Annotated in this window: 3 protein-coding genes; all 3 read right to left on the bottom strand. The window is 71.9% G+C overall.

Annotation, left to right across the window (positions count from 1 at the left end; genetic code table 11):
* A partial coding sequence (gene ftsZ, locus G6017_RS00425; RefSeq protein ID WP_182615365.1) for a cell division protein FtsZ occupies positions 1-1085 on the bottom strand: 1085 nt, incomplete at its 3' end.
* Positions 1086-1268: 183 nt separating this feature from the next.
* On the bottom strand, positions 1269-2111 hold the full coding sequence (locus tag G6017_RS00420; RefSeq protein ID WP_182610677.1) for a cell division protein FtsQ/DivIB: 843 nt from the start codon (positions 2109-2111) through the stop codon (positions 1269-1271).
* A gap of 30 nt (positions 2112-2141) precedes the next feature.
* Positions 2142-3120, bottom strand: a 979-nt coding sequence (locus tag G6017_RS00415; RefSeq protein WP_241731305.1) for a glutamate ligase domain-containing protein, incomplete at its 5' end; no start/stop codon positions are given.

Here is a 3120-nt window from a genome sequence, read left to right as displayed (position 1 = left end):
TCCTCGCGACGCCCGCCGTCGAGAGGGGTCGATCCGAGCCCGGAGGCACCGCCGGTGTCGCCGGAGGCGCCGGGGACCTCGTCGTCGTCGAGGTGGTGGCGGCCGCGCCGCGACTGACCCGCACCGGAGGACTGCCGGGAGCCGCCCTCGAACCCGGCGGCGATGACGGTCACCCGCACCTCGTCGCCGAGCGAGTCGTCGACGACGGTGCCGAAGATGATGTTGGCGTCGGGGTGCGCCTCCTCCTGGACGAGGGTCGCGGCCTCGTTGATCTCGAACAGGCCCAGGTCGCTGCCGCCGGCGATCGACATGAGTACGCCCTTGGCGCCCTCCATCGTGGTCTCCAGGAGCGGCGAGTTGATGGCGGCCTCCGCGGCCTTGTACGCCCGACCCTCGCCCCGCGAGGAGCCGATCCCCATGAGCGCGCTGCCGGCCCCGGACATGACGCCCTTGACGTCGGCGAAGTCGACGTTGATCACGCCGGGGGTGGTGATGAGGTCGGTGATCCCCTGGACGCCGTTGAGGAGGACCTCGTCGGCGGTCTTGAAGGCCTCCATCATGGACACGCCGGCGTCCCCGAGCTGGAGCAGGCGGTCGTTGGGGATCACGATCAGGGTGTCGCAGGCCTCGCGCAGGCCCTCGATCCCCGCCTCGGCCTGTCCCCCGCGACGCTTGCCCTCGAAGGAGAACGGGCGGGTTACGACGCCGACGGTGAGCGCGCCGAGCTTACGCGCGATGGCCGCGACGACCGGCGCGCCACCGGTGCCGGTACCGCCGCCCTCCCCGGCCGTGACGAAGACCATGTCCGCGCCCTTGAGGACCTCCTCGATCTCGTCCTTGTGGTCCTCCGCCGCCTTGCGCCCGACCTCCGGGTCGGCGCCGGCACCGAGGCCGCGGGTGAGTTCGCGACCGACGTCGAGCTTGACGTCGGCGTCGGACATGAGCAGAGCCTGCGCATCGGTGTTCACCGCGATGAACTCGACGCCCTTGAGGCCCTCGTCGATCATCCTGTTCACGGCGTTGACACCGCCGCCCCCGATTCCGACGACCTTGATGACTGCGAGGTAGTTGTGCGGTGAGCTCATCGAGGCCCGGCCTTCCTTTGGGGGTGTCGTGCTCGGTTGCATGCTGTCTCGACGAAAGACTCTCGCCTAACTCTCACCCTCTACTTGAGGGTTAAAGTTGCTGGTCAGAGGCGGTTTCCGCCGTCGGATCACACGGTAGGGGCACCGGCCCCGCACGTCCACGAGGCTCGCGGGCGTGTCGGTCTACCGTGAGGCCGGCAACGCCGGATTGGAGACGTTCCAGACCTGCCCGGGTTGCTCGAGGACCATCTGCAGGGCGACCGCCTTCTCGTGGTCGCGACCCGCGGCCCCCCACTCCACGGTGCGCCCGTCGACGAGGGTGAGGACGATCGACGCCGGACTCTCCACCTCGACGGACGCGATCTCCTGCCCCGCGGTCCCCCGGACCTCGGCGAAGACCGTCGACAGGTCCCGGACGATCCCGGGCAGGTCGGAGCGTGCGCCGTCCCCCACGGTGAGCTCGGGGGTTCCGGGAGGCGGGTCCCCCTGCCCGAAGTCGATGCCCTGCCCGTCCACCAGGTGCCGGGCGCCGTCGACCTCGACCACGACCAGGGCGGTGCGCTCGATCAGCTCGATCCGCAGGGTCGACGGGTAGTCCCGCGTGACCGTGACCTGGTCCACCCTCGGGATCCCCGCCACGCGGCGCGCCACCGCGTGGGTGTCCACCTGGAGCAGCGGGGTCCCGGGGGACACCGCCGCGCGCTCGGTCACCGCCTCCACGGGAATGGTCCGGGTCCCGACGACCCGGACCTCCCGGACGGAGAACACCGGCAGGAAGTACAGCGCGATGTATCCCACCAGGAGGACGACCAGCGCCACACCGAGCCCCACATAGATGCGGTTGGTGCGGCGACGTCGCCTGCGCAGCGTGGCCCGCACCGCGGGGTCGGAGTGACGCACCCGCTCGTCCGAGCTACGGACGGCCGCCGCGGCGAGTCTCCGGTCCGGGTCGTCCGAGGCCGCCTGGTCCAGCGGGTCCGTCGGATCCGCCGGGTCCGTCGGGTGGTCGCGTGGCTCGTCGGTCACCGCTGAGCCCCCTTCACGGCGTCGGCCTCGTCATGACCCCGTCCCGCTCCCCGCGGGCCCGGCGACGATCCTCGGGCCGAGCGTGGTGATGTCTCCGGCCCCGAGCGTGAAGACCACGTCGTCCGGCCGGATGATCCCGAGCACCGTGGACAGGGCGGTGTCGAGGTCGGGGACGTGGTGGGCCGGCGAGCTCACGTGGCGGGTGACGAGGCCGCCGTCGACGCCCTCCTCGGGTTGCTCGCGCGCGCCGTACACGTCGAGCACCACCACCTCGTCGGCCAGGGACAACGCCCGCCCGAACTCCTCGGCGAAGATGCGGGTGCGGGAGTAGAGGTGGGGCTGGAAGACCGCGATCAGGCGGCCACCGTCCGAGGCGACGATCTCCCGCCCGGCGCTCAGGACCGCCCTGACCTCGGTCGGATGGTGCGCGTAGTCGTCGAACACCCGCACCAGTCCACCCTGGACCGCGACCGTGCCCTTGGGTTCGAACCGACGCCCCACTCCCCCGAATCCGGACAGACCGGACAGCACGTGGTCGACGTCGATCCCGGCGTCCCCGGCGACCTCCCGGGCGGCCAGGAGAGCGGCGAGCGCGTTGAGCGCCATGTGTCGGCCCGGGGTCCCCACGTGGAGGTCGCCACGAGACCGCCCGTCCAACGTGAGCCCGGCCCGGGTCCCGCCCGAGTCGACCTCGATCCCGTCGAGTTCACCCACCACCGGCAGGTCGGTCGCGGGGCCGGCCGTGGTGCGGTACCCCACCACCCGCACCCCCGCGGACGCCGCCCGGCGCGCGCGCTCGGCCGCTCCCGCGTCGTCCAGGCAGACCACCAGGACGCCGGTGTCCGGGATCCGGGCGAGGAAGGTGTCGAAGACCTCGAAGTACGCCTCGGCGGTGCCGAAGTGGTCGAGATGGTCGGGCTCGGCGTTGGTCAGGATCACCACGTCGGGCTCGTAGTGCACCAGTGAGCCGTCGGACTCGTCGGCCTCGGCCACGAACACCGGGTCGGCA

The organism is Dietzia sp. B44, assembly GCF_014145245.1.
GTDB classification, from domain to species: domain Bacteria; phylum Actinomycetota; class Actinomycetes; order Mycobacteriales; family Mycobacteriaceae; genus Dietzia; species Dietzia natronolimnaea.
Note: the sequence above shows the minus strand (reverse complement) of the source record. Positions and strands in the feature narration are given on the sequence as shown.